The organism is Noviherbaspirillum sp. (assembly GCF_036563305.1).
GTDB lineage: Bacteria > Pseudomonadota > Gammaproteobacteria > Burkholderiales > Burkholderiaceae_D > Noviherbaspirillum.
The window spans coordinates 245,228-264,758 of sequence record NZ_DATCMQ010000016.1 but is presented as its reverse complement, the minus strand read 5'-3'; the positions used below and the strand labels follow the sequence as shown (position 1 = coordinate 264,758).

General features: G+C 65.6%; 20 protein-coding genes and 1 tRNA gene. 10 read left to right on the top strand and 11 right to left on the bottom strand.

Going from position 1 to position 19,531, the window contains the following annotated elements:
• Window positions 1-55: 55 nt before the first annotated feature.
• Window positions 56-808 (bottom strand): peptidylprolyl isomerase, encoded by a 753-nt coding sequence (locus VIM12_RS17665; protein ID WP_331943098.1) that lies wholly within the window; start codon window positions 806-808, stop codon window positions 56-58.
• A 300-nt stretch (window positions 809-1,108) separates the two neighbouring features.
• Here VIM12_RS17665 and VIM12_RS17660 point away from each other — a divergent pair, with 300 nt between their 5' ends.
• A complete protein-coding gene (locus VIM12_RS17660; RefSeq protein WP_331943096.1) occupies window positions 1,109-1,309 on the top strand; it encodes a hypothetical protein in 201 nt (66 codons plus the stop codon).
• A 259-nt stretch (window positions 1,310-1,568) separates the two neighbouring features.
• Complete coding sequence (locus tag VIM12_RS17655; RefSeq protein ID WP_331943094.1) at window positions 1,569-2,606, top strand: nuclease-related domain-containing protein; 1,038 nt, start codon at window positions 1,569-1,571, stop codon at window positions 2,604-2,606.
• 96 nt (window positions 2,607-2,702) lie between these two features.
• Here the strand turns inward: VIM12_RS17655 and VIM12_RS17650 are convergent.
• The 3 genes from VIM12_RS17650 to pepN form a co-directional block, all read right to left on the bottom strand.
• Window positions 2,703-2,778: transfer RNA gene (locus tag VIM12_RS17650), tRNA-Thr, on the bottom strand.
• A 73-nt stretch (window positions 2,779-2,851) separates the two neighbouring features.
• Window positions 2,852-3,853, bottom strand: a complete 1,002-nt coding sequence (locus VIM12_RS17645) for a class 1 fructose-bisphosphatase (RefSeq protein ID WP_331943092.1) — start codon at window positions 3,851-3,853, stop codon at window positions 2,852-2,854.
• Between the two features lie 22 nt (window positions 3,854-3,875).
• Entirely contained in the window at window positions 3,876-6,539 is a 2,664-nt protein-coding gene (gene pepN / locus VIM12_RS17640; protein ID WP_331943090.1) for an aminopeptidase N, read from the bottom strand.
• A gap of 71 nt (window positions 6,540-6,610) precedes the next feature.
• Here pepN and VIM12_RS17635 point away from each other — a divergent pair, with 71 nt between their 5' ends.
• Both VIM12_RS17635 and VIM12_RS17630 read left to right on the top strand, forming a co-directional pair.
• Entirely contained in the window at window positions 6,611-6,961 is a 351-nt protein-coding gene (locus VIM12_RS17635; protein WP_331943088.1) for a hypothetical protein, read from the top strand.
• Between the two features lie 96 nt (window positions 6,962-7,057).
• Window positions 7,058-7,705, top strand: coding sequence for a DUF4136 domain-containing protein (locus VIM12_RS17630; protein WP_331943087.1), 648 nt, complete (start codon window positions 7,058-7,060; stop codon window positions 7,703-7,705).
• 19 nt (window positions 7,706-7,724) lie between these two features.
• Here VIM12_RS17630 and VIM12_RS17625 read toward each other — a convergent pair whose 3' ends face one another.
• The 7 genes from VIM12_RS17625 to VIM12_RS17595 all read right to left on the bottom strand — a co-directional run bounded on the left by VIM12_RS17625 (window position 7,725) and on the right by VIM12_RS17595 (window position 14,567).
• A complete protein-coding gene (locus VIM12_RS17625) occupies window positions 7,725-9,581 on the bottom strand; it encodes a DUF1631 family protein (RefSeq protein ID WP_331943086.1) in 1,857 nt (618 codons plus the stop codon).
• 7 nt (window positions 9,582-9,588) lie between these two features.
• Window positions 9,589-9,744 (bottom strand): hypothetical protein, encoded by a 156-nt coding sequence (locus VIM12_RS17620; protein WP_331943085.1) that lies wholly within the window; start codon window positions 9,742-9,744, stop codon window positions 9,589-9,591.
• 89 nt (window positions 9,745-9,833) lie between these two features.
• Window positions 9,834-10,808, bottom strand: a complete 975-nt coding sequence (locus tag VIM12_RS17615) for a quinone oxidoreductase (protein ID WP_331943084.1) — start codon at window positions 10,806-10,808, stop codon at window positions 9,834-9,836.
• A gap of 15 nt (window positions 10,809-10,823) precedes the next feature.
• On the bottom strand, window positions 10,824-11,216 hold the full coding sequence (locus tag VIM12_RS17610) for a methylglyoxal synthase (RefSeq protein ID WP_331943083.1): 393 nt from the start codon (window positions 11,214-11,216) through the stop codon (window positions 10,824-10,826).
• A 30-nt stretch (window positions 11,217-11,246) separates the two neighbouring features.
• On the bottom strand, window positions 11,247-12,026 hold the full coding sequence (locus VIM12_RS17605; RefSeq protein WP_331943082.1) for an SDR family oxidoreductase: 780 nt from the start codon (window positions 12,024-12,026) through the stop codon (window positions 11,247-11,249).
• 8 nt (window positions 12,027-12,034) lie between these two features.
• A complete protein-coding gene (locus VIM12_RS17600; RefSeq protein ID WP_331943081.1) occupies window positions 12,035-12,970 on the bottom strand; it encodes a DMT family transporter in 936 nt (311 codons plus the stop codon).
• A 70-nt stretch (window positions 12,971-13,040) separates the two neighbouring features.
• Window positions 13,041-14,567 (bottom strand): helicase HerA-like domain-containing protein, encoded by a 1,527-nt coding sequence (locus VIM12_RS17595; RefSeq protein WP_331943080.1) that lies wholly within the window; start codon window positions 14,565-14,567, stop codon window positions 13,041-13,043.
• 130 nt (window positions 14,568-14,697) lie between these two features.
• Between VIM12_RS17595 and VIM12_RS17590 the strand changes: the two genes are divergently transcribed.
• The 6 genes from VIM12_RS17590 to rlmH all read left to right on the top strand — a co-directional run bounded on the left by VIM12_RS17590 (window position 14,698) and on the right by rlmH (window position 19,527).
• Window positions 14,698-15,423: a YebC/PmpR family DNA-binding transcriptional regulator gene (locus VIM12_RS17590; RefSeq protein WP_331943079.1), complete on the top strand. Its 726-nt coding sequence runs from the start codon at window positions 14,698-14,700 to the stop codon at window positions 15,421-15,423.
• Between the two features lie 67 nt (window positions 15,424-15,490).
• Entirely contained in the window at window positions 15,491-16,765 is a 1,275-nt protein-coding gene (gene purD, locus VIM12_RS17585; protein ID WP_331943078.1) for a phosphoribosylamine--glycine ligase, read from the top strand.
• A gap of 52 nt (window positions 16,766-16,817) precedes the next feature.
• Window positions 16,818-17,774 (top strand): oxygen-dependent coproporphyrinogen oxidase, encoded by a 957-nt coding sequence (gene hemF / locus VIM12_RS17580; RefSeq protein ID WP_331943077.1) that lies wholly within the window; start codon window positions 16,818-16,820, stop codon window positions 17,772-17,774.
• Window positions 17,765-18,424: a nicotinate-nucleotide adenylyltransferase gene (locus VIM12_RS17575; RefSeq protein WP_331943076.1), complete on the top strand. Its 660-nt coding sequence runs from the start codon at window positions 17,765-17,767 to the stop codon at window positions 18,422-18,424. The genes hemF and VIM12_RS17575 overlap by 10 nt, the downstream gene beginning before the upstream one ends.
• Window positions 18,424-19,047 carry a ribosome silencing factor gene (rsfS, locus tag VIM12_RS17570; protein WP_331943075.1) on the top strand — a complete coding sequence of 208 codons (624 nt, stop codon included), beginning with the start codon at window positions 18,424-18,426 and terminating at the stop codon, window positions 19,045-19,047. The genes VIM12_RS17575 and rsfS overlap by 1 nt, the downstream gene beginning before the upstream one ends.
• Before the next feature lie 9 nt (window positions 19,048-19,056).
• On the top strand, window positions 19,057-19,527 hold the full coding sequence (gene rlmH, locus VIM12_RS17565; protein WP_331943074.1) for a 23S rRNA (pseudouridine(1915)-N(3))-methyltransferase RlmH: 471 nt from the start codon (window positions 19,057-19,059) through the stop codon (window positions 19,525-19,527).
• Window positions 19,528-19,531 lie beyond the last annotated feature (4 nt).

Here is a 19,531-nt window from a genome sequence, read left to right as displayed (position 1 = left end):
CCCTTCCGGGGAAGCGTGGCCGGGCAGCCCCGGCGGCGGCCCCGCGGCGGACGCCTCAGCCCGCCCTGATCATGTGCTCCTGCGCGCGTCCCGCCAGCCAGTCCTCCCGCAGCAGCCGGCGCACCTCCACCGCCGTATCGTCGTCGAGCTGCGCCGGGTGCTTCGCATCAACGCGGAAGATCTCGAACAGCGTGCGGTCGGCCGAGGCAAACGGACCGAGCAGGTCCTGCGACGTGGCGTTGAAGACCTTGGCTTCGATGTCGCTGCGCAGCGCACCGCGCAGCACCCGGCCGATCCGTCCGCCCTGTTCGCGCGTATCGGCCACCGAATGTTCCCGCGCCATCTCCTCGAAACTCTCCGGGTCGTCAGACAGCACCGACATCATCTCCTTGGCCTTGCCTTCGCTGTCGACCACGATGTGGCTGACCTCGATGCAGTCGAAGCGCGGCGAGTTCAGCTGGAAATATTCCTCCACCGCCTTGTCGCTGCAGACCTGCTGCATCATCTTTTCCTCGTACAGGCTGTCGGTGATGAACTGCTCGAACTCGTCCAGGGTCACGCCGAGCGCATCGAGGTAGCGGTTGGTGTCGGCGGCGCGATGCAATCCCTTGACGCGGCGGAACTGGTCGGCGCGCTCCTGTACGTCGTCGGGGCTGATCCTGATGCCGGACTTCCTGGCCGCATGTACTGCCAGCCGGTCGCGCACCAGTTGTTCGACCAGCCCTTCGAACTGGCCGGTGAGCTTGAGATTCTTGATGAAGCCGTCGGTATCGATAGCCTCGTCGTCAATCCGGACGATGGTGCTCATTTCCGCTCCCTGTCAGGGAATTTCCGTGCGAGAGAAAGAGCCGCCGGCCGGCGAGCGGGGCGCACTTGGTGCGCAGCCCCGGGCTGGCCCGGTGACAGGCTGAAGCTCAGTATAGTGAGGATCACCTGCATCGAACCCGGCGTCGGACTGAGGCCAATCAAACTCGACGTGGATAGACCATGACCCCGGCTGGAGCGCCGGCAACAGCGATGGCGTACGGAACAGGCGAACTTGCAAAGCCGTGCTTCATCTAACCCGACCCGCGCGCATCACGGGTGCAACGAGACAAAGGAGCACGCAATGAGAATGACCCACCCCAACCGCGACCGGCAGCAAGCCGCCGACCGTTTCGAGATCCAGCAGAAGCAGTCCGGCGACCAGCACATCGTGCCGGCGGACGAACCCCATGAAGACCCGCACCGCCCGCATCGCGTCAGCCGGCAGGACATGCAGAAGCTGATGCCGGAGACGCCGGATCCGGATGACCCGGCGAACCCATAAAGTCGGGTGTGAAAACCAGGGCAGCCTGAAGGCTGCCCTATCCTTTCCTGCTCACATCTGTCGGTCTTCCGCTGCACGGCACGCCGCACTTTCGTCGCCGGTGGCTCCCAATCCCGCCCACGTCACCTTGCAAGCCGGGCTTCGGAGTTACGATCTTGTCGTCGATAAATGACTGTACCTGCAGCAAGCAGGCTGAAACCGTTACACTACCCGGGTCTTGAGTCCTGAACAGGAAGGTACCGGTAGATGATTTGCAAGGATGCTGACAGCAAGGAAGACGCGCTCGCACGTCTCCAGGACCTTCTTTTCCAAAGCGCCGCCCGACAAGGCTCCCCTTATCGAGCGCGAGATCCGCACGACGCGTGCCGGAATTAAAGGGGAACAGGAGTCCGCCTATCTGATCGACTTCCACCTCCGGGACTCCAAAAATACCGCCGTGATTCATGATTTGCGGCTGGAACTTGCGGATGGGCGCGTAGCCCAGATCGATCATCTGCTCATTCACCGGACCTATCGCTTCTTCATCCTCGAGACCAAGCACTTCTCCCATGGCGTGAAGATCACCGAGCAAGGCGAATTCCTGCGCTGGAACGACTGGAAAAAAACCTTTGAGGGTATGCCCTCTCCCCTTGAACAAAATGTGCGCCACGCCGCGGTACTGCGTAAGGCGCTTCTGTCCGCCGGCTTGCCGGAGCCAAACATCGAATCGTTGATCCTTGTTGCGCCCAGCGCGCGTATAGACAGGCCGAAGCGCTTCGATACGTCCAAGGTGGTCAAGGCCGATCAGTTCATCACGGCGCTGGAGAAGACCCTGGAAGGCGGCTCGTTCATGACCGTCATCGGCGGCCTGCTGAAGGTCGCCCGACTGGACTCTATTGCGGAGATTGCGAAAAAGCTCATCGCTCTGCATCGGCCGGTCGAAATCGACTACCGTGCCAGATTCGGAATAGCGGAGACGGTAACGGCACCCGTTACACCAGCCGCGCCAGCGGTGGCTGCAGAACCTGAGATGCCGCCCCCAAAACGGCCCGAGCGGCCAGCAGCAACACCCTCTCCCGCAATGCCGGTTGCCCACGCATGCCGCTCGTGTGGCAGCACTAACCTCTCTGTGCAGTACGGCAAGTTCGGGTACTACTTCAAATGCGGCGCCTGCGACGGAAATACGCCCCTGAAGGTAGATTGCGGCCAGCCGGGGCACCGGGAACGTGTCCGCAAAGACGGAGTGCAATTTTTTCGCGAGTGTGCGGAATGTGGAACCAGCTCCCTGTACTTCACCAACGCGGCGGCAAGCAGATAATCAGGCAGGCACTCTTGCGCGCTAAGCTCGCCGCAGGGGCCGGAAAGCAAAAAAGCCGCATACGCGGCTTTTTCAGTTGCTGAGACAGATGAGGAATGGTGCCGCTGACCGGAATCGAACTGGTGACCTTCGCATTACGAATGCGCTGCTCTACCGACTGAGCTACAGCGGCACTACTGATCAAATCAGCAGTAAGCCCGGGATTCTAGCAGAATTGTTGCGGGCTTGGAACCGGGGGCGACGCACTATTGCTGGTGGTAGCTGGTCACGCGCTCCACTTCGCTCTTCGACCCCAGAAAGACCGCGACCCGCTCGTGCAGCTTGCCCGGCTGGATGTCGAGGATGCGCTGCTTGCCGTTGGTCGCGGCGCCGCCGGCCTGCTCGATCAGGAAGGACATCGGGTTGGCCTCGTACATCAGGCGCAGCTTGCCGGGCTTCTCCGGCTCGCGCGCGTCGGCCGGGTACATGAAAATGCCGCCGCGGTTGAGGATGCGGTGCACGTCGGCGACCATGGACGCGATCCAGCGCATGTTGAAATTCTTGCCACGCGGACCGGTGTCGCCCGCCTGCAGCTCGTCGATGTAGCGCTTGACCGGCGGATACCAGTGGCGGGCATTGGAGGCGTTGATCGCGTATTCCTTGGTCTCGGCCGGAATCTTCATGTCGCGCTCGGTCAGCACCCAGGAACCCATCTCGCGGTCGAGCGTGAAGCAGTTGACGCCGTCGCCGGTGGTGAGCACCAGCACCGTCTGCGGGCCGTAGACGGCGTAGCCGGCGGCGACCTGGCGGCTGCCGGGCTGCAGGAATGCTTCCTCGGTCGGCTCGGTCATGCCTTCCGGCGCCTTCAGGACGGAGAAGATAGTGCCGATCGACACGTTGACGTCGATGTTGCTGGAGCCGTCGAGCGGATCGAACAGCAGCAGATATTCGCCCTTCGGATAGCGGTTGGGGATCGGGAAAATGCTTTCCATTTCCTCCGAGGCCATGGCCGCCAGGTGGCCGCCCCATTCGTTGGCCTGCAGCAGTATCTCGTTGGACAGCACGTCGAGCTTCTTCTGCACTTCGCCCTGCACGTTCTCGCTGCCGGCGGTGCCGAGGACCTCGCCGAGCGCGCCCTTGCCGACCGCATGACTGATGGTCTTGCAGGCGCGGGCGACGACTTCGATCAGCAGGCGAAGCTCGGCCGGAATCTTGTTGTGCAGGCGCTGCTCTTCGACCAGGTATTGTGTCAGGCTGACCCGTTTCATGTTGGACTCCCTGTTTGTCAATTTAGGCTAATGATTTGGTGACGACCTCGAGCACATCCTTCGACAGCGAGCGGGTGGCGGCCACCTTCTTCAGTGCGGCCTGCATCTTCTGCTGCAGCGCCGGCGCGTACTTGCGCCAGCGGTCGAGGGTGCGCGCGAGGCGCGCGGCGACCTGCGGGTTGATCGCATTCAGCGCGATCACCTGTTCGGCCCAGAATTCGTAGCCGCTGCCGTCCGTTGCGTGGAACTGCGACGGATTGCCGTTGCAGAAGCTGAAGACCAGGCTGCGGGCGCGGTTCGGGTTCTTCAGCGTGAAGGCCGGGTGGCGCATCAGCTCCCGTACCGCGGCGACGTCGGTCTTGCGGGACATGGCCTGCAGCGAGAACCACTTGTCGACGACCAGGGCCTCCCGTTCGAAGTCCTGGTAGAAGCGCGCCAGCGCCTCTTCCCTGCCCGGCGCGCTGCTGTTGACCAGCGCGGCGAGCGCGCCGATGCGGTCGGTCATGTTGTTCGCGCTGTCGTACTGGTTCTGGGCGAGACGGTGCGCGGCGGCATCGTCGAGGTCGATCAGGTAGGACAGCGCCAGGTTCTTCATCCCGCGCTTGCCGGCCGATTCGGCGTCTGGGCTGTAGGCGCCGGGCGTGCGGTTCGACTGGTAGGCGATTTCCCACTCGCCGCGAAGGGCCTGCGCCAGCGCGCGGCGGGTCGACTGCCGCACGGCGTGGATCGCGAGCGGGTCGATCACGTCCATCTGCTCGGCGAGCACGGTTTCCGACGGCAGGGTCAGCGCGAACTCCTGGAATGCGGCGTCGAGCTGGCGGTCGGTCAGCGTAGCACGGAAAGCGTCGACCAGCGGGTTGCCCTGCCCGTCGCCGTCCTCAGGCGCCCCGCCCTCGCGCGTCGCCTGCACCAGCGCCAGCATGCGCCGCATCGCCAGCCGCTGTCCTGCTTCCCAGCGGTTGAAGGCGTCGCTGTCGTTGGCCATCAGGAAGGCGAGTTCCTGGTCGCTGTAGTCGATGTCCAGGTGTACCGGCGCCGAGAAATTGCGCAGCACCGACGGCACCGGCCTTTCCTTCACGTGCTTGAAGCGGAAGGTCTGGCTGGCCTCGGTCAGTTCCAGCACGATGGTGGTGAAGGCCTCGGCGCTGCCGCTGCCCTCGAGGAACAGCGGCATGTCGCGGCCGTCCCCGTCGAGCAGGCCGACGGCGACCGGGATGTGGAAAGGCTGCTTCTCGGCCTGCCCCGGGGTCGGCGCGCAGGACTGGCTCAGCGTGATGTCGAATACCTGTTCATCGGCGTCGTACGCGGTCTCGACCTTGACCCGCGGCGTGCCTGCCTGGCTGTACCAGAGTTCGAACTGCGTGAGGTCGCGGCTGTTGGCGTCGGCCATCGCGAGACGGAAGTCGTCGCAGGTCACCGCCTGGCCGTCATGCCGCGCGAAGTACGTGTCCATGCCCTTGCGGAAGCCGTCGCGGCCGAGCAGGGTCTGGTACATGCGAACCACTTCCGCGCCTTTTTCATAGACGGTGACGGTGTAGAAATTGTTGATCTCGACGTAGGAGTCGGGGCGCACCGGGTGGGCCATCGGGCCGGCGTCCTCCGGGAACTGCGCCTGCCGCAGCACGCGCACGTCCTCGATGCGCTTGACCGCGCGTCCGCTGTCGGTGCCGATCATGTCAGCGGAGAATTCCTGGTCGCGAAACACCGTCAGGCCTTCCTTCAGCGACAGCTGGAACCAGTCGCGGCAGGTTACGCGATTGCCGGTCCAGTTGTGGAAGTACTCGTGCGCCACCACGGATTCGATGCCGGCATAGTCGGCGTCGGTCGCCACGCGCGGGTTGGCCAGCACGTACTTGGTGTTGAAGATGTTGAGGCCCTTGTTCTCCATCGCGCCCATGTTGAAATCGCCGACGGCGACGATCATGAAGCGGTCGAGATCGAGCTCCAGGCCATAACGCTCCTCATCCCAGCGGATGCTGTGCTTGAGCGAGCCCATCGCGTGCTGGGTCTTGTCCAGGTTGCCGTCCTCGACCCACACCTGCAGCAGCACTTCGCGCCCCGAGCCGAGCGTGAATTTCTCTTCCTGGCACACCAGCTTGCCCGCGACCAGCGCGAACAGGTAGGAGGGTTTCTTGAACGGATCCTCCCACAATGCGTAGTGGCGGCCGTCGCCGAGGTCGCCCTCCTCGATCAGATTGCCGTTGGAAAGCAGCACCGGGTACTTTTCCTTGTCGGCGCGCAGCATGACCGTGTACTTCGCCATCACGTCCGGGCGATCGGGGAAGAAGGTGATCTTGCGGAAGCCTTCGGCCTCGCACTGGGTGAAGAAATTACCGTTGGAAACGTACAGGCCCATCAGCGAGGTGTTCTGCGCCGGGTTGGTGGCAGTCTCGATCTCCAGCGTCACCTGTTCCGGCGGACTGAAGATCTCCAGCACGCCGCCGCCCAGCGTGTAGCCGCGCTTGCCCACCACCTTCCCGTTCATCCGCAGCTGCACCAGCTCCAGTCCCTCGCCGTACAGCACCAGGCTGGTGCCGCGGCTAGCCGGGTTGCGGGACAGGGTCATTCGGGTGGCGACGCGGGTCAGTTCCGGATCCAGGTCGAAGCCCATCTCCACGGTCTCGACGTGATACGCGGGCGGCGCGTAGTCCTTGCGGTAAATCGTCTGGGGGGTATCGGTGCGCATAGGGAATTTGAATCGGGGGATAATGCTCGCAAACCGGCATTTTACAACCAACGCTACCGGAGCCTCTTCCTATGAAATCATCCTTTGCGCTTTTCGTGATGGCCTCGGCCGCGCTGCTTTCCGCCTGCACACAGGAGCAGCAGAACCAGATCAGCCGCTCGGTCCAGAACTGGACCGGCACCGACGGCGTGCTCGAGTTCTACGCCGGCGAAAAGCTGGTGCGACGCTTCCTGGCCATCGACAAGATCACGACGGCGACCGCGACTGGCGGCGGCGGCAACGGCCAGGCCCGTTCCTACCGCTTCGGCTACGGGGTGCTCGACGAGAACCTGAACATGGTCGCCGACCAGAACGAGAAGAAGGTCTATTTCGAGATCAGCGACTACGCCTCGAGCTACATCTTCTTCGAGAATCCGCGCTGATCGTGAAGAATGCGGCTTTTGCGGAATTTTTCGTCGATGCCGCATTCTGATTTTTCATCACCGCTGCGTTGTCGCAGCTCACCACCGGAGAGAAGCATGAAGTCCTGGCTGATCAGGCTGCTGGCCGCATCGTGCGTGCTGCTGGCCGGCTGTGCAACCACCATCCGCAGCGACGTGACCGCCTTCCACGAATGGCCGTCCACCCTGCCCGACAAGTCCTATGTGTTCGAGCGCACCAAGGACCAGAACAACAACCTCAAATACCTGAACTACGAAAACCTGGTGCGCGCCGAACTGCAGCGCCTCGGCTTCACCGAAGCGCCGGCGGCGACCAGGCCGGCGCTGAAGGCGGCCCTGTCCTATTCGGTCAATGGCCGCGACGTGCGCGAGGTGTACCCGGTGGTGGTGCGGCCCTATCCTTACTGGGGCGGATTCCGCGGCTACTACGGCCCGCATCCGTTCTACGGCCCCTACGGGCCGTACGGACCGTTCTACGACCCGTTCTGGTACGGGCCCGCCGTGGTCGAGCACCGCGTCTCGCAATACCAGTTGTTCCACCGGGAGTTGAAGGTGACGCTGTCGCGGATGTCGGACGGAAAGAAGTTGCATGAGACCACGGTCGTCAGCGAAGGCACCAATCCCTCGCTGGCGGCGGTCATGCCGTACATGGTGCGCAGCGCCTTCGCCGAATTCCCGGGACCGAACGGCGTGCCGCGGCGCATCGAGCTGAAGATGGAGCGCTGACGGCCATGGGCCGGGGCGGTCAGCCCCGCAGCAGCGCCAGGGCATCGGCGATCGCCTGCTCGACACGCGCCGCGACGGGAATCAGCGCCGCGCGCTCCGCCCGCAGCGCGCGCGCCAGTTCTTCCGCCCTGAGCATGAAGACCCTCCGGGTCTGCGGCTGGATGAACACCAGCCGGCTGCGGCCGGGACTGACCCAGCACAGCCTGCAGTTGACCCGGTTGCCGTCTTTGCGCACCAGCTCCACCCAACTGCCGGGGGCGAGTCCCTCGACCGTCGGCATGAAGGCGGCATCCGCTGCCTGCTGCTGTTCGGTGGCCCGTCGGTCCAGCTGGTGTTCGCTGGCCTTGCGCACCGTCTCCATCCGCTGCTCCAGCTCCTGCCGGGCGTCGCCGGCCGGCCGCAGCGCCGCCGCATGGCGTTCGGCGAGTGCGGCAAAGAAAGCCTCGCGCGCCTCGCCCTGCCACTTGATCACGTTCATCCAGGCATTCAGCGTCGCCACCAGCGAGGGCAGGCGCTCGACCATGCGCCGGCGCTCGTCCGCGCCGGCCTTCGGCTTGAGGGTCCAGACCAGGTCGTCCATGGCGCGCGTGACCGCCGGCAGCAGCTCGGGCTTGCTGTCCTGCACCCGATAGGCAAAGGCAAGCACCTCTGCCCATTGCTCCTGCAGGAAATGCTCGACGATGGCATCCACCTCGCCGGTCTCGAGCCGCGCCGCAATGTCGGCCCTGGCCTGGCCCGCGGCGGCGGCGCCCGCCTCCTGCCGCAATGCTTCCGTCTTGTGCGCCGCCAGCGCTTCGGTATTGCCGCGGTCGTAAGCGTCCAGCGCCGCCCGCAGTGCATCGGACAACCGGTCGAGCGATGCGCCTTGCGCCGGTTGCGCCTCCGCCAGGTGATCCGGCAGGGCGGCAAGCGCCTGCGACACGGCATCGCTGCCGTCGCCCGAGGCAAGCGCCGCATCGAACGCGAGGCAAAGCAGCCGCCGCGCCGCGTGGGCATCGCTGAAGAAGAATTCGCTGTCCGCCTGCAGTGACGGCGCCAGCGCCTGCCCGATCAGGGCGACGGTCTTGCGGGCGCGGAATGGCAGGCGGCTGTCGTTCGCGAGTTGCTCGAACATGCCGTCCAGCAGGGCCGCGGCGCGCGCGGGGATCAGTTTCAGTGTTCCTTCCGGCGCCAGCCAGGCCTGCAGCATGTCGCGCAGGGTCGGCGTGACCGCGACGGTCAGCTCGGGAATCTCGCTCCAGTAGCGCCGTTCCGCATCCGGCAGCACGCCGCGGGATTGCAACTCGCCGCTCAGGGCTTCGTAGAGTGCATCCAGCGGCAGGAAGACCGCCGGACGCAGCTGCGCCAGGAACAGCGCCAGACTGCCCGGCTCACGCTCGAACTTGTCCCAGGCATCGGCGGCGGCCGCCAGAAAGACTTCCGCCCGAAAAGGGTTTGGCACGGTACGCAGCTCGTCCGGCCATAGCCAGTGGGTGATGCGCATGCCGAGTATGGCAAGCTGGTCGGCGTTGGCGAGATCCAGCGCCTGCGCCAGGTTCTCGATCTGCACGCGGCGCTGCATCGCGTCGAAGTCCTGCAGCGACAGGTCGAGCGCGCCGCTGCGCAGCGCTGCCCTCCCTTGCACCGCCGCCGCGTCGATCGCTGCAAGCAGCGACTGTTGCAGCGCGTCGCGCAGCAGGCTGTGAAACACCGGCGCGTGCCGGCGCAGCCGCTCCGCGGTCCGCTCGCGCAGGCCGCCGTCGTCGGGGGCGCCATCCTGCACCGGCGCGGCCAGCGACTGCAAAAGGCGCGTGGTGAAGGCATCGAAGCCGGCGGAAGCCAGACGCACCGCCGTGAATGCCAGCGTGTTGAGCAGGACGGTGCGGTCTGCGCTCATCGGACGGCTACGAGTACAGCCATTCGGAAAAGACGGTGAGCCCGACCATCGCCAGCACCGCCAGCAGCAGCACGATCAGCAGGCGGCCAAAGCGCGGCGTGCCGTCCGCGCCGGCAGGCTGCTCGTCGGGATGCTCCATCGGGTTCTTGTCGGGATCTGTCATCGTGATGAGTATGTCTGTTGCACGAACCGGCCGCCGCCCGGGAAGAGGCGGGGCGGGCGACCGGATGCCGGCGATGGTGGACGGCCGGGTTACGGCACCAGGATGGTGGAGCCGGTGGTCTTGCGCGCCTCCAGGTCGCGGTGCGCCTGGGCCGCGTCCTTCAGCGCATAACGCTGGTTGATGTCGATCCTGATCTTCTTGCCGACGACCATCGCGAACAGGTCCGCCGCCGAATTCTCCAGGTCTTCCCGTTTCGCAGTATAGGTGAACAGCGACGGCCGGGTCACGAACAGGGAGCCGCGCGAGGCCAGCTCGTTCAGGCTGAACGACGGCACCGGTCCGGATGCGGCGCCGAAGCTGGCGAGCATGCCGAGCGGCGCCAGGCAGTCCAGGGAGCCGGTGAAGGTATCCTTGCCGATCGAGTCGTAGACGACCGGCACGCCCTGGCCGCCGGTGATCTCCCTGACCCGCTCGACGAAGTTCTCGGTGTTGTAGTTGATGGTGTGGGTGCAGCCGTGGGCCTTGGCCAGCGCGGCCTTTTCGTCGGAACCGACGGTGCCGATCATGGTGACGCCGATCGCGCGCGCCCACTGGCAGGCGATCAGGCCGACGCCGCCGGCGGCCGCATGGAACAGGATGGTCTCGCCGCCCCGCAACGGATACGTGCGGCGGAACAGGTACTGCACGGTCATCCCCTGCAGCATCATCGCCGCACCCGTCTCGAAGTCGATTTCGTCCGGCAGCTTGACCAGGCCGGCGGCCGGCATCACGCGCGCCTCGGCATAGGCGCCGGTCGGGCGGCAGGCATAGGCGACGCGGTCGCCGGGCTTGACGTGCGTGACGCCGGGGCCGACCGCCTCCACCGTGCCCGCCCCTTCCATCCCGATCCCGGCGGGCAGGGGCTGCGGATAGGCACCGGTGCGAAAATACACGTCGATGTAGTTCAGGCCGCAGGCCGCCTGGCGTACGCGCGCCTCGCCGGGGCCGGGATCGCCGACCTCGACGTCGACATACTCCATGACTTCCGGTCCGCCGACCTGGTTGATCCGAATTGCCTTGACCATATTGTGGCTCCTGTCCTATCTGTTGTTGTGATGATGATGCGGTACGAGCTGGCCGAGCATCAGCTCGGCCGAGGCGGGATTGGTGGCACAGGGGATGTTGTGCACGTCGCAGGCGCGCACCAGCGCGTTGATGTCCGGCTCGTGCGGCTGTGGCGTCATCGGGTCGCGCAGAAAGATCACGAGGTCGATCTTGCCCTCGGCCAGCTCGGCGCCGATCTGCAGGTCGCCGCCGGCCGGGCCGGAGAGTTTGCGCTCCACGGTCAGGCCGACCTCGTCATGCAGCCGCTTGCCGGTCGTGCCGGTGGCGACGAGTATGCACTGGCGCAACCGGTCCGCATGACGCGACGCCAGTTCCACCATGTCATCCTTCTTGCCGTCGTGGGCGATCAGTGCAATCCGCTTTTTCACACGTCCTCCGTGTGCATGCTTCAGTATTTTTCAGAACGTTCCCGGGTAGTTGCCGCCGTCGAGCAGCACATTCTGGCCGGTCATGTAGCCGGCGTGGACGCTGCACAGGAATGCACAAACCGCGCCAAACTCGGCGGCATTGCCGAAGCGCTGCGCGGGTATGCCGCGGCGGCGCGCGTCCGCGGCTTCTTCCGGACGCTTGCCGGCGGACGCCGCGGTGTTGGCGATGTTCTTCATCAGCCTGTCGGTTTCGAATGCGCCCGGCAGCAGGTTGTTGATGGTCACGTTGCTCGCCACGGTCTTGCGGGCGACGCCGGCGACGAAGCCGGTAAGGCCGGCGCGCGCGCCGTTGGACAATCCGAGCGCATCGATGGGCGCCTTCACCGCGCTGGAGGTGATGTTGACGATGCGGCCGAAGCGGCGCGCCATCATGCCGTCCACCGTGGCCTTGATCAGCTCGATCGGCGTCAGCATGTTGGCGTCGATGGCGGCAATCCAGTCGTCCCGGTTCCAGTTGCGGAAGTCGCCGGGCGGCGGGCCGCCGGCATTGTTGATGAGGATGTCGGGCTGCGGACATGCTGCCAGCGCCTGCGCGCGACCGTCCGCCGTGGTGATGTCGCAGGCGACCGCCGTCACCTTGACCCCGGTCTTCTGCCGGATCTCTTCCGCGGCCGTCTCCAGCGCCTCGGCGCCGCGCGCCACCAGCGTCACGTTGACACCCTCTGCCGCGAGCGCGTCGGCGCAACCGCGCCCCAGCCCCTTGCTGGCGCCGCACACCAGCGCATTCTTTCCGGCGATTCCAAAATCCATGATTCCCCCTAAGCGCGTTTTCTCGATAAAAGATAGATGCCGGCCAGGACCAGCGCGGTCCCGCCAAGCTGTATTCCGGTGATCGGTTCGCCCAGGATGGCGGCGCCGAGGAACAGCGTCGACACCGGTCCGACCATGCCTGCCTGCGAGGTGGTGCCCGGCCCGATGCGGGCGACCGCGACCATCGTCATCATCACCGGGAGCACGGTGCAAAACACGGCGTTCACCAGCGACAGCCAGTAGACGCCAGCCGGCTGCAGCAGCAGCGCCGGCGGCCGGAGCAGGAAAAATTGCAGGATGCAGGCCGCGCTGGACACGCACATTGCGTAGGCAACGAGGCGCAGCGGCCCGACCCGGCTCACCAGTTCGCCCGACTGCACCAGGTAGATCGCATACGCGACCGCGCTGCCGAGCACGAAGACGCCGCCCAGCAGCACATTCGAGCCGCCGGCGCGGGCGTCGTGGAAGAACACCAGCACCGTGCCAAGGTAGGCGGTGGCCAGCGCCGCCCATTCCAGCCCGGTGATCTTCTTCTTCAGGAAGACGACCGAGATCAGCAGCACGAACGAGGGCGTCAGGAACAGGATCAGCCGTTCCAGGCCGGCGGAGATGTATTGCAGGCCGAGGAAATCGAGGAAGCTCGACAGGTAGTAGCCGAGCAGGCCGAGCACGACGATGCGGATGCGGTCGGTGCGGGCGAGCGGCGGCGACTGCGCCGCCTTCCACAGCGCAATGCCGGCGAAGAACGGCAGCGAGAACAGCATGCGGAAGGTGATCAGCGTGACGGCATCGACCTGGTAGCGATAGATCAGCTTGGCGACGATGGCCTTGGCGGAAAACAGGATCGCGCCGACCACGGCGATCGCCAGGCCGAGCAGGAAGGCCTGGCGCGCGGCGGCGGGTGTCGATGCGGGTAAGGGTGTGGGTGCGGGACTGGCGGACATCCGGCGATTTTACGCCGCCGTTGGTTTTCTTACATTTGCCGTCCCGCCGGCGGCACGGCCGCCCGGCTTCCTACTTCTTCAGAATGCTGCCAAGGACGCCGCGGATGATCTCGCGGCCCACCTGGGAGCCGATGCTGCGCGCAGCGGACTTGACCATGGCTTCCATCATCGTGTCCTTGCGCCGGCCCACGCCGCCGCCGCCGAACAGACCGCCCAGCATGCCGCCGATGCCGCCACCGCTGTCGCCGTCGCTGGTCTCCTGCCGGGCCGCGCTGCCCTTGCGGCCGGCTTTCGCCTCTTCCCGCGTGGGCATTTCCCTCGCCGCGCGCCCCTTCAGCTTTTCATAGGCGGATTCGCGGTCGACCGTCTTCTCGTAGACGCCGGCCACGATCGAGCCCTCGATCACCGCCCTGCGCTCGGCGTCGGTGACCGGCCCGAGCTGGGAGGCCGGCGGCACGACGTAGGCCCGTTCCACCATGTGCGGACGGCCCTTCTCGTCGAGAAAGGACACCAGTGCCTCGCCGACGCCGAGCTCGGTGATTGCCTGGGCGGTGTCGATGGCCGGGTTCGGCCGGAAGGTTTCCGCGGCCGCCTGCACCGCCTTCTGGTCGCGCGGCGTGTAGGCGCGCAGTGCGTGCTGTACCCGGTTGCCGAGCTGGCCGAGGACGGTGTCGGGGATGTCGAGCGGATTCTGCGTGACGAAATAGACGCCGACGCCCTTGGAACGGATCAGGCGCACCACCTGCTCGATCTTCTGCAGCAGGGCCTTCGGCGCCTCGTCGAACAGCAGATGGGCCTCATCGAAGAAGAACACCAGTTTCGGCTTGTCGATGTCGCCGACCTCGGGCAGGTGCTCGAACAGTTCCGAGAGCATCCACAGCAGGAAGATCGCGTACAGCCGCGGCGACTGCATCAGCTTGTCGGCGGCGAGGATGTTGACGACGCCCTTGCCGCGGGTATCGGTCTGCATGAAATCGTCGATGTTGAGCATCGGCTCGCCGAAGAAGCGGTCGCCGCCCTGCTCCTCGACCGCCAGCAAGCCGCGCTGTATCGCACCGATGCTGGCCGGGGAAATGTTGCCGTATTCCGTCTGCAGTTCGGCGGCGTTCTCGGCGACGTTCTGCAGCATGGCGCGCAGGTCCTTGATGTCCAGCAGCAGCAGCCCGAGGTCGTCGGCCACCTTGAACACCAGCTGCAGCACGCCTTCCTGGACTTCGTTCAGGTTCAGCATGCGGGCCAGCAGCAGCGGCCCGAGGTCGGACACGGTGGCGCGCACCGGGTGGCCCTTGTCGCCGAACACGTCCCAGAAGGTGACCGGCACCGCCTCCCACGCCGGCGCTTCCAGCTGCAGCAGCTGCAGCCGCTCCATGATGCGCGGCGACGGCGAGCCCGGCCTGGCCATGCCGGACAGGTCGCCCTTGACGTCGGCCATGAAGACCGGGACGCCGATGTTCGACAGCGCATGGGCCATGGCCTGGAGGGTGACGGTCTTGCCGGTGCCGGTCGCGCCGGTGATGCAGCCGTGGCGGTTGGCGAGGTTGGACAGAAGGACAAGTTCCTTGTCCTGGTGCTTGGCGATCAGCAGGGAAGCGGGCATCTGGCAGGGCTTTCGGGCAATTTCGGGAGGGGTCGGTATGCTAGAATTCTAGATTGGTTTCAGCCTGGTGGTACGCTCATTTTCTGTCGGTGCCAGGCCTCTTCTCGATATCTCCCTGGAAAGACTCGCCATGGCTGGACACAGTAAATGGGCCAATATTAAGCATAAAAAAGCCGCGACCGATGCAAAACGCGGCAAGATCTGGACGCGCCTGATCAAGGAAATCACGGTGGCGGCCCGGCTCGGCGGCGGGGACATGGCCAGCAATCCGCGCCTGCGCCTGGCGGTCGACAAGGCGGCCGACGCCAACATGCCCAAGGATAACGTGACCCGTGCGATCCAGCGCGGCACCGGCGGCCTGGAAGGCGCCAACTACGAGGAAATCCGCTACGAAGGCTATGGCATCAACGGCGCCGCGATCATCGTCGACTGCATGACCGACAACCGGGTGCGGACCGTGGCCGAGGTGCGGCACGCGTTCTCCAAGTTCGGCGGCAACATGGGCACCGAAGGCTCGGTGGCCTTCCTGTTCAAGCATTGCGGCCAGTTGCTGTTTGCCCCGGGCACCAGCGAGGATGCGCTGATGGAAGCGGCGCTCGAAGCAGGCGCCGAGGACGTCGTCACCGACGACGAGGGCGGCATCGAGGTGCTGACCGCGCCGAACGACTTCTCCGCCGTCAAGGACGCCCTGGAGAAGGCCGGTTTCAAGGCCGAGATGGCCGAAGTCGTGATGAAGCCCGCGACCGAGACCGTGTTCACCGGCGATGACGCGCTGAAGATGCAAAAGCTGCTCGACGCGCTCGAAAACCTGGACGACGTCCAGGAGGTCTACACCAACGCGGTGATCGAGGACTGATCCGTTTCCTTCACAGCAAGTTTTGTTGGCAGGCCAGCCTGCCATCGCATTCAGTAATCAGGTTCTCATGAAAATTCTGGTAGTCGGCTCAGGCGGCCGCGAACACGCCCTCGCCTGGAAGCTTGCGCAGTCCGAGCGCATCCAAAAGGTCTATGTTGCCCCGGGCAACGGCGGCACCGCGCTCGATCCGCGCCTCGAGAACGTCGATATCACCGATCCGGCCTGGCTGGCGCAGTTCGCCATCAAGGAAAACATCGCCCTCACCGTGGTCGGCCCGGAAGTGCCGCTGGCCGCCGGCATCGTCAACATCTTCCGCGACCTCGGCCTGAAGATCTTCGGCCCGACGAAGGAAGCCGCCCAGCTGGAAAGCTCCAAGGATTTCGCGAAGGCCTTCATGAAGCGGCACCGGATCCCGACCGCCGACTACCAGACCTTTTCCGACCTGAAGGCTGCCCGCAAGTACATCGACCAGAAAGGCGCGCCGATCGTCATCAAGGCCGACGGCCTGGCCGCCGGCAAGGGCGTGGTGGTCGCGATGACGCTGGACGAGGCGCACGCCGCCGTGGACATGATGCTGTCCGATAACAAGCTCGGCGACGCCGGCGCACGCGTGGTGATCGAGGAATTCCTCGCCGGCGAGGAAGCCAGCTTCATCGTGATGGTGGACGGGCGCCATGTGCTGCCGCTGGCCACCAGCCAGGACCACAAGCGCCTGAAGGACAACGACGAAGGTCCGAACACCGGCGGCATGGGCGCCTATTCGCCGGCGCCGATCGTCACGCCCTCGCTGCACGCGCGCATCATGCGCGAGATCATCAATCCGACCGTGCTGGGCATGCAGAAGGACGGCATCCCCTTCACCGGTTTCCTCTATGCCGGGCTGATGATCGACGCCAAGGGCAATCCGAAGACCCTGGAATTCAATTGCCGCATGGGCGACCCGGAGACCCAGCCCATCATGGCCCGCCTGAAGACCGACCTGGTGACCGTGATGGAACACGCGGTCAACAGCACGCTCGACCAGGTGGCGCTGGAGTGGGACCGCCGCACCGCGCTCGGCGTGGTCGTCGCGGCCGCCGGCTACCCGGATGCGCCGCGCAAGGGCGATCCGATCACCGGCATTCCCGAAGACACCGCGGACTGCGTGACTTTCCATGCCGGCACGACCCTGAATGGCGACCGCCTCACGAGCGCCGGCGGACGGGTGCTGTGCGTGGTCGGTCTCGGCGACAGCGTGAAGATGGCGCAGAAGAATGCCTACCAGGCGGTGGACGCCATCCACCTCGACGGCGCACAGTTCCGGCGCGACATCGGCTGGCGCGCGCTGAAACGCCCGGCTTGAGTGGCGCGGCCGCCGCGCCACGTGCGGCGGCCCGCCCTGCGGTCACCGGCGCATGCATGAAACAACTTGGAATGACAACCTGCACAATCCAGCCGTGACCACTCCCCATCTCGTCAAGACCTACCTGCTCGACCTCCAGGCCCGCATCGTCGGCGCACTGGAACAGGTCGACGGCAAATCCTTCCTCGTCGACCAGTGGGAGCGCCCGCACGGCACCAGCCCGATCAGCGGCGGCGGCATTTCCCGCATCCTCGAAGACGGCAATGTGCTGGAGCGCGGCGGCGTCGGCTTTTCCCACGTCAGCGGGGACGCGTTGCCGCCTTCGGCCGCGGCCAACCGGCCGGAGCTGGCGGGGCGCCGCTGGGAAGCCATGGGCGTGTCGCTGGTCATGCATCCGCGCAACCCGCATGCGCCGACCGCGCACATGAATGTCCGCTTCTTCATCGCATCCAGGGAGGGCGAGGAACCGGTCTGGTGGTTCGGCGGCGGCATGGACCTGACGCCGTACTACGGCTACGAGGAAGACGCGCGCCATTTCCACCGGGTGTGCCGCGACGCGCTGGCGCCGTTCGGCGACGACCTGCACCCGCGCTTCAAGAAATGGTGCGACGAGTATTTCTACCTGAAGCACCGCAAGGAGCCGCGCGGCGTGGGCGGCATCTTCTTCGACGATTTCCATGCGCTCGGACTGGCGTCGAGCTTCGCGATGACCCGCAGCGTCGGCGACCATTTCATCGACGCCTACCTGCCGCTGCTGCAGCGCCGCAAGGACCTGCCCTACGGCGAACGCGAGCGCGATTTCCAGGCGTATCGGCGCGGGCGCTATGTGGAGTTCAACCTGGTGCTCGATCGCGGCACCCTGTTCGGGCTGCAGTCCGGCGGCCGCACGGAGTCGATCCTGATGTCCATGCCGCCGGTCGTCAAGTGGCGGTATGACTGGCATCCCGAGCCGGGCAGCGCCGAAGCGAAGCTGTACACCGATTTCCTGGTCCCGCGCGAATGGGTGTGACGCGCTGCATCGCCTTGCTCGGCGGTAGCTTCGACCCGGTGCATCACGGCCACGTCGCACTCGCCAACTATTTCGTCAAGCTCCTGTTTCCGGACGCGCTGCGCATTCTGCCCGCCGGCCTGCCCTACCAGAAGCAGGCGCTGAAGGCGACGCCGGAACAGCGCATCGCGATGCTGCGGCTGGCGTTCGACGGACTGTCGGTGCCGGTGCAGATCGACGACCAGGAAATCCGGCGCGAGGGCGCGACCTATACGGTCGACACGCTGCGCGCGCTGCGCGCCGAACTCGGCGAGGACCTGTCGCTGGTGTTCCTGATCGGTGCCGACCAACTGCAGAAGTTGCACACATGGAAAGACTGGCGGCAGCTGTTCGACCTTGCGCATATCTGCACCGCCTCGCGCCCCGGCTTCGCGCTGGATGCCGCCCACGTGGCACCCGAAGTTAACAGGGAATTCCTGCGCCGCGCGGCGACGGCCGAGCAGATCCGCACCACCCCGGCGGGCCTTGCCTGCCTGGCGCCCAACCTGGCCTTCGACGTTTCGGCGACGCAAATCCGCGCCGCCCTGCAAAGCGGGCAAAGCGCCGAATCGCTGATTCCGGCCGCAGTGCTAGACTATATCCGACAACACCATCTCTACCAGAACATCTAATGGACATCAAAAAACTGCAATCCACCGTCATCGACGCCCTCGAGGACGTCAAAGCACAGGACATCAAGATCTTCGACACCGTCCATCTCACCAGCATGTTCGACCGCGTGGCCATCGCGTCGGGTACCTCCAACCGGCAGACCAAGGCCCTCGCCGCATCCGTGCGCGACAAGGTCAAGGAAAAGGGCGGCACCATCGTCAGCATCGAGGGCGAGGACACCGGGGAATGGGTGCTGGTCGACCTCGGGGACATGGTGGTGCACATCATGCAGCCGGCGATCCGCGACTACTATCGGCTGGAAGAGATCTGGGGCGACAAGGAAGTGAAGTTCGGCGCGGCCAAGCGGATTTCGAAGCGCACCGCGACGGAGGACGGCGAAGACAAGGAAGCCAAGCCGGCGCGCAAGCGGTCCAGCCACATCGCGGCATCGCAGACGACGCTCGACGACGACGAACCGAAGAAGCCGGCACGCAAGACGGCGGCGCGCAAGACCACCGCCAAGTCCCCCGCCGCCAAGGCGCCGCGCGTCCCCGCCGGCAAGACGGTGAAGGTCGCCGCCGCCAAGACGGCCGCGCCCCGCAAGGCCGCCGCAAAGCGCCCTGCCCGCAAGACCGCCGCGTAATTCCGCGTCATGCAGCTGGTGATCGCCGCCGTCGGCCACAAGATGCCCGGCTGGATCGAGGAGGGCTTCGCCGAGTATGCAAAGCGCATGCCGCCCGAGTGCCGGATCCAGCTCAAGGAGATCAAGCCGGTGGACCGTTCCGGCAGCAGGACCGCCGAGACGGTCATGGCGCAGGAGCGCACCCGGATCGAAGCGGCAATCCCGAAGGGCGCGCGCGTGGTCGCGCTGGACGAGCGCGGCAAGGACCTCAGCACGATGCAGCTCGCGCAGCTGCTGACCCAGTGGCAACAGGACGGGCGGGATGTTACATTCGTGATAGGGGGTGCCGACGGCCTCGATCCCGGCCTCAAGTCCGGCGCGGACATGCTGGTGCGGGTGTCCAGCCTGACCCTGCCGCACGGGATGGTAAGGGTGCTGCTCGCGGAGCAGCTGTACCGGGCCTGGTCGATCACCCAGAATCATCCGTATCACCGAGTATAAGAAC